Source organism: Micromonospora chokoriensis (genome assembly GCF_000718555.1).
In the GTDB taxonomy this organism is placed as follows: domain Bacteria; phylum Actinomycetota; class Actinomycetes; order Mycobacteriales; family Micromonosporaceae; genus Micromonospora; species Micromonospora chokoriensis_B.
Window position 1 is genome coordinate 104914 of record NZ_JOAN01000021.1, and the last position, 6221, is coordinate 111134.

The window sequence follows — 6221 nt, forward strand, 5'->3', positions numbered from 1 at the left end:
TAATCGCACGCTCCCATGCTCTATGTCTCGGCCGTAGCGAATCGACGTGCCGAAATCGGTTGGTGGTTTCCGCGCTGTCAATACCCCGACATGGCGGCACCGGGCAGCCGACACAAACACCGGGCCCTAGCGTTCGGGCTACGGAGACTCCCAAGCGTGCCGGGGCCACTCCACGACCTGAGGGAGGCCAGCCATGCGTAGCCCGATACCGGGGGAGCGGACCCCGGTCACTGTGCGGGTGGACCGGTGGCGGGCGGGGCTGCCGCCGGATGCCTGGCCTGACACCCTTGCGGCGAGCGGCGGGCTCTGGCGGCGCGACGTCTTCGCGGTGGCGGAGGCGTACCGCGCCGGCGCCGCGAGCCCACGGCAACTGCTGACCGCAGTGCTGGCCTGGGGTTACGGGCCCATCGGGTACGGCCCGTGGCGCGCAGCCAAGTCGCTCGACGCCGATCCGGACGGCAAACGCCTGACGTACGCGCTGGAGGAGGTGTCCGCCTCGACGCCCGACGAGGCCGCGCTGCGCACGGCGTACCGCCGCTTCCGCGACCCTGATCACGCTCGTCTGCCCTGGTTGGGGCCGGGGTTGTTCACGAAGGTTCTCTACTTCGTCGGTTATCGGCGCGGGGTGGGCGGTGTGCAGCCCCTGATCCTCGACCGTGTCGTGGCCAGCCAGCTCCCCGCCGAGGCGGGCGTCGGCCGCCGCAACGGGTGGTCATCCGAGGAGTGGCTGACCTACCTGCGTTGGGCAGCCGAGCAGGCTCGGGTCAGGGGAGTGGAGCCGGACGAGGTGGAGATGGCGGTTAGGTCGCCGTAGACCTGAAGGCGTCCGCGACCGGGCGACGAGCGGCGGCTAAGGCCGGGATGGCGGTGAGCGCGGCGACCGCGATCAGGATCCCAACGGCTGTGGTGAGCGTCCAGGAGACGGGCGGATATCGCTCCCCGTCAAAGAACAGGTAGAGCCCGATGCCGAAGGGGATCCCGGCGGCCACGCCGGGTACGGCCGGCAGGAGCTGCGCCACGGCCAGTCCCAGGCCGGTCTGGGCGGGGGTCGCACCGAGCGCACGGGCGACCGCCAGCGGGTGCCGGGTGTCGAGGACCGCCGTCCAGGTGCTCACGATGGTGTTGAGCAGCGCGAGGAAGCAGGCCACCCCGGCGACGATGAGCATGGCCTGGAGGGTTCGCTCGTTGCGGGGGTCGGGGAGTTCGGAGTAGCCCAGGTTCAGTGGATCGTCGTCCTGCGCCAGGATCGTCAGGACGGCGGCGAGCGCGGTCGTGGTGATCAGGGTGTTCACGGTGACGAGCCGGGCGCGGTGTGGCCGGCGGGCGTTGATGCGTACGCCGATCAGGAGGGCGGTGGGCAGCCGGCGCGACAGCCAGATGGCCCAGCGCCGACGGCGCGGTGGCGTGGGGGCGTCGGCCAACGCGCGGATGGCGACCAGCAGCAGTATGTTCTCGGCCCGGTGTCGACGCAGCCCCCGGACCAGCAGTCGGCACATGAGCAGCAGGCGGCCTGCCACGTCAGCGCACCCCGCCGTAGACGGTGCCGGTGGCAGTCTCGGCGAGCAGGCTGTCGTCGGCGAACGCGCCATCCCGCATCGAGATCACCCGGTCGGCGACCGCCGCGATCCGGGGATCGTGCGTGACCACCACGAGGGTCTGCCCGGTGTTGCGCAGCTCCTCGAAGAGTCGCAGCACCTCCAGGGTGGCGGCGCTGTCCAGGTTGCCGGTTGGTTCGTCGGCCAACACCACCTGCGGCTCGTTGCTCATCGCCCGGGCGATGGCGACGCGCTGGCGCTGGCCGCCGGACAGGGCCGAGGGCAGGTGCGTGGCACGGTCGGCCAGCCCGACCTGGTCGAGCAGGTGCAGGGCCCGGCGGCGGGCTCGGCCCGGCGACCGACCGGCCAGCAGCGCGGCCATCTCGACGTTCTCCACGGCGGTGAGTTCGTCCATGAGATGGAAGGACTGGAAGACGAGACCGACGGTGTCCCGCCGCAGCCGCGACAGGGCCCGCTCGCTCAGCGTGTCGATCCGACGGCCGGCCAGCCACACCTCGCCGTCGCTGGGGCGCTGTAGCCCGCCGAGCAGGTGCAGCAGGGTGGACTTGCCGCACCCGCTGGGGCCCATGATGGCCAACGTCTGACCCGACGGCACCTCCAGGTCGACCTCGTCGACTGCGCGTACCAGCGTGTTGTCCCAGCCGTACCACTTGGACAACCGCCGCGTCCGCAGCGCCGTCGACCCGTTCATGCCCCCGCCTTCCGTCCCGCTCGACCACTCTCGGACCACGTGCGCTCGCACGCCTCCAGCCACTCCAGATCAGCCCGCAGTCGCAGCACGACGCCCTCCAACAGCAACCCGGCGACCGGATCCACCGACCGCTCCAACGCCGCACGTTGCGCGTCGCGCAGACGACGCAGCACCTCACGGCGCTGCGCGTCCACCAACGCCACCGGATCGGCCAACCGGGCAGCCGCGGCGGCGACCAGCTTCAGGTGAAACTCGGTGAGGTCCGGCTTCGGCCAGCTCACCTCGGTCAGCCAGCCGGTGACCCGCTGCTGCCCGGCCGGGGTCAACGCGTAGACCCGTCGGTCGGGCCGGTCCGGCAGGCCCTCGGCCCGTTCCGAGGTCACCAGCCCGGCCTTCGCCAACCGGGCCAACGTCACGTAGACCTGCCCCGCGTTCATCGCCTCGCCGAGCGGGCCGAGCGCGTTGCGCATCCGGCTGCGCAGCTCGTACCCGTGTGCCGGCTCTTTGGCCAGCATGGCCAGCACCACGTCCTGCACCCCGGCACACTCCTCGAATCGACCGCTAATAGATAACCGCTAGCTATGGCACTGTCAAATCTCGACGCCCGCCGTCGGTGGGGTCCAGTACGGTCTGGAAACCATGGACGCGCTCGGCGACGCCATCATCGGGCGGGATCACCCCGCGGGCCTGCTGCGCGCCGAGCTGGATCGCGCCACCACCAGCCACGGCGGTCTCGTGCTGGTCACCGGCGAGCCGGGCATCGGCAAGACGACCCTCGTCACGTCGGCAGCCCGGGAGGCCCGGCAGCGAGGCGCGTTGGTGCTCGGTGCCGCCTGCTGGGATTCCGACAGCGCCCCCGGCTACTGGCCGTGGGTGCAGGTGCTGCGCGGCCTGCGGCGCTCCGCCGACGACTGGGCGGTGGCGCGGCAGTCCGCCGAGCCGGCCCTCGCCGCCCTGCTCGGCCAGCCCGACACCAGCGGCGAGCAGCCCGGTCGCCTTGTCGGTTGGGCCGGCGTCGACCCGGGTGAGGACGTCGCCGACCAGGAGGCGTTCGCGCTGTACGACGCGGTGACCGCTGCGTTGGTCGCCGTCTCGCAGCACCGGCCGGTCGTGGTCGTCCTCGACGACCTGCACTGGGCCGACCCGGCCTCACTGCGGTTGCTGAGCTTCACCGCGCAGCACACCTGGTTCGAGCGGCTCCTGCTGATCGGCACCTACCGCGACGCCGAGGTCGAGTCGGGGGAGCACCCGCTGCGCCCCCTGCTGATGCCGCTGGTCGCGAAGGCCACCACGATCACCCTCACCGGCCTCTCCCGCGACGAGGTGGCCGCGCTGATGGCCCGTACCGCCGGGCGGGAGCCCGAGGCCGCCCTGGTCGACGAGGTGCATCGGCGTACCGGCGGCAACCCGTTCTTCGTCGAGCAGACCGCGCGGCTGTGGCACGCCGACGACGCGGTCGGCGCGATCGCACCCGGCGTACGGGAAGCGGTGCGCCGCCGCCTGGCCCAACTGCCCGCCGCCGTGGTCGAGGCGCTGACCGTCGCCGCCGTGCTGGGTCGAGAATTCCACCGTCAGGTCCTCGCGGCGTGCGTGGCCGCCCCGGCGGCGCAGGTCGACCGGCTGCTCGACCGGGCGGTGACCGCCCGACTGGTGAACGCCCGGGGCGGCGGGCGCTTCGCCTTCGCCCACGACCTGGTCCGCGAGACCCTCTACGACGGCCTGACCGACGACGACCGGCGGGCCCGGCACGGCGCTGTCGTCCGGGCGGTCGACGACCTGCGAGAGCTCACCGATCGACTGATCCCGGCCGACCTCGCCCGGCACGCCTATCTCGCCGGTCCCGCGCTCGACCCGGCCCGGGTGGCCACGCTGCTGGTCGCCGCCGGGCGGGACGCGTTCGCCCGGCTGGCCGGCGACGAGGCCGCTGTGCACTTTCGACGAGCCCTCGAAGTCGTCGAGGACCGGGCTCAACGGGTGCGGATCCTCGTCGAGTTCGCCGAGGCGCACTACCACCACGCCGGCCGGGAAGAGGTCGTGCGACTGCTGGCCGAGGCCGCCCGGCTGGCCCGTTCACTCGATGACCCGGTGTTGCTGGCCCGGGTCGCGCTCACCGTGAACCGGGCCCGCCAGGTGGAGACCGCCCACTCGATCGAGGCGGCCGAGCTGGTGCGCGAGGCGTACCGGCGGTTGATCGGCGAACCGGACGCCACCGCGACGGTCGGGGCCCTGGTCGCCGACCTGATCACCGCCACCGAGACGATCGCCCGTCGAGGGCAGGACGACGAGGCGCTCACCTTCAGCCTCTGGGCCCGCCACGACACAACCTGGGGGCTCGGCACCGCCGCGACCCGAGCCGCGCTCACCGCCGAGATCCGGGACGTGGCCCGCCGCACGGGCGACCGGGAGACCGAGCTGTGGGCGACCTCGCTGCGCTGGGTGGCGCTGCTGGAGTTGGGTGATCCGCGCTTCGCCGAGGAGTTCACCATCTTCGTCGACGCCGACGGGCAGGGCGACTTCGCCCGACACCGGATGGCCGCGGCCGTCGACAGCGGGATCATCGCGGCGTTCCGGGGTGACTTCGCCAAGGCCGACGAGCGGTTCGCCGTGCTCAGCGATCATGCCGACCCGGGCCACGCCGAGTTCGGGTTCATGGGCCACCACCTGCGCTGGTCCCGGCTGCTGCTGCAGGGTCGGTTCGCCGAGGCCGACACACTCCTGGACGGGTTGGCCCCGATCGACTACCCCTACCGGGAGCTGCTGCGGGCGATCACCGCGGCGGAGCGTGGCGACGGTGCGACGACGATCCAGCTGATCACCGGCATCGAGGCTGCCGCCATCCGGTACCCGCGTCCGGTGTCGCCACTCTGGCTACGGCTACGGGCGCAGGCCGCCGCCGCGTCCGCCGACCCCAGGCGCTGCGACGACGCGCGGGCCGCGCTCGCCGCGCACCGTGGCGAGTGGACGGTGGGTCTCTTCGGCTGCGACATCAGTGGCCCGGTCGACCACTGGCTGGCGCTGATCGACGCCGCCCAGGCACGCTGGGACGACGCCATCGCCGGCTTCACCGCCGCTCGGGACTCCGCCGATCGGCTGGGCTCCCGGCCCTGGTCGCTGCTCGCCCGTACCGGGTTGGCGAACGCCCTCGCCAGTCGAGGTCACCCAGCCGACACCGCGACGTCGACCGCGCTGCGCGCCGCCGCCGTCCAGGAGGCGACCGCCCTCGGCATGACGCAGGTGCTCCACCGCCTCGATGCCCGCACGACCGCCGACGCCGACCGCCCAGCCCAGGCCACCGCGCCAGCGCAGGCAGATGTGCCTGGTCAGGCCGTCGCGTTCGGCCAGGCTGCTCGGCCTGGCCAGGTGGTCGCGCCCGGCCAGGCCGTGCCGGTCGCGCCTGCCACCGAGGGGTACGAGTTTCGGCGCGACGGGCCGGTCTGGCAGCTCACGTACGCCGGTGTGGTGGTGCACCTGCCCGACGCCAAGGGGCTGCACGATCTGCACCTGCTGCTCAGTCGGCCGGGCAGCGACGTGCCGGCGGTCGAGTTGCTCGACCCGGCCGCCGGGCCGGAGCTGGTCGCCGCCCGTCGGTTGGGTGCCGACCCGGTCCTCGACGACGAGGCGAAGGCCCGCTACCGGCGGCACCTGGCCCGCCTCGACGAGGAGATCGACCGGGCCGCCGCCCGCGACGACGACCGCAAGGTGTCCATGCTGGACGCCGAGCGGGGTGCGTTGCTCGACGAGTTGCGTACCGCAGCGGGGCTTGCCGGTCGGAGCCGCCGGCTGGGCGACGAGGCCGAGCGGGCCCGCAAGACGGTGACCGCGCGAATCCGCGACACGCTACGCAAGCTCGACGACCGACACCCACCCCTGGCGAGCCACCTACGCGCCTGCGTCTCCACCGGCACCACCTGCCGCTACCTACCCCCCGAGCCCCCGCCCTGGCAGCTCTAACCCCACCCCACCCCACCCCCCTC

Annotated in this window: 5 protein-coding genes; 2 read left to right on the top strand and 3 right to left on the bottom strand. The window is 73.0% G+C overall.

Features of this window, described 5'->3' with window-relative positions:
• Positions 1-193 precede the first annotated feature (193 nt).
• Positions 194-814 (top strand): hypothetical protein, encoded by a 621-nt coding sequence (locus tag IF46_RS0125475; protein ID WP_157563477.1) that lies wholly within the window; start codon positions 194-196, stop codon positions 812-814.
• On the opposite strand, the gene IF46_RS0125480 is transcribed toward IF46_RS0125475, so the two are convergent.
• The 3 genes from IF46_RS0125480 to IF46_RS0125490 are packed head-to-tail and all read right to left on the bottom strand — an operon-like array spanning position 801 to position 2783.
• Positions 801-1517, bottom strand: coding sequence for an FtsX-like permease family protein (locus IF46_RS0125480; RefSeq protein ID WP_030490909.1), 717 nt, complete (start codon positions 1515-1517; stop codon positions 801-803). The two genes, IF46_RS0125475 and IF46_RS0125480, sit on opposite strands and share 14 nt — an antisense overlap.
• A gap of 1 nt (position 1518) precedes the next feature.
• Complete coding sequence (locus tag IF46_RS0125485; protein WP_030490910.1) at positions 1519-2247, bottom strand: ABC transporter ATP-binding protein; 729 nt, start codon at positions 2245-2247, stop codon at positions 1519-1521.
• Entirely contained in the window at positions 2244-2783 is a 540-nt protein-coding gene (locus IF46_RS0125490) for a PadR family transcriptional regulator (RefSeq protein ID WP_030490911.1), read from the bottom strand. Before IF46_RS0125490 ends, IF46_RS0125485 begins: the two co-directional genes overlap by 4 nt.
• Positions 2784-2886: 103 nt before the next feature.
• Between IF46_RS0125490 and IF46_RS0125495 the strand changes: the two genes are divergently transcribed.
• Positions 2887-6198, top strand: coding sequence for an ATP-binding protein (locus IF46_RS0125495; protein ID WP_030490912.1), 3312 nt, complete (start codon positions 2887-2889; stop codon positions 6196-6198).
• The last annotated feature ends 23 nt before the right edge of the window (positions 6199-6221 follow it).